The following is a 335-nucleotide window of genomic DNA, read 5'->3' on the forward strand; positions in this document are numbered from 1 at the left end:
AGCTGCCCGCGGGCAAGGTCCTCGCCGGCTGGAAGTGGACCGGCGACTCCGACAAGAACCTCATCCCCGGCGACTACAAGGTCGAGGGCGAGTCCGCGAACGTCGAGGCCGTCTTCGCCGACGCCGCCAAGCCCGTCGAGTTCACGACCGTGAACTTCTACGTCGGCGGCAAGGTCGTCTCCACCGCGGCGCTCCCGTCCGGGACCGACTTCGCCCAGTTCCGCTCCTTCGCCGACGGCGCCGTCGAGCTGCCCGCGGGCAAGGTCCTCGCCGGCTGGAAGTGGACCGGCGACTCCGACAAGAACCTCATCCCCGGCGACTACAAGGTCGAGGGC

At 69.6% G+C, this 335-nt stretch carries 1 protein-coding gene; it reads left to right on the forward strand.

Going from position 1 to position 335, the window contains the following annotated elements; genetic code table 11:
* On the forward strand, positions 1 to 335 hold a 335-nt coding region (locus AOBCEHNH_RS07020), incomplete at both ends, for a carbohydrate-binding protein (protein ID WP_193221215.1).

The organism is Collinsella intestinalis, from assembly GCF_902501455.1.
Classification (GTDB): Bacteria; Actinomycetota; Coriobacteriia; order Coriobacteriales; family Coriobacteriaceae; genus Collinsella; species Collinsella intestinalis.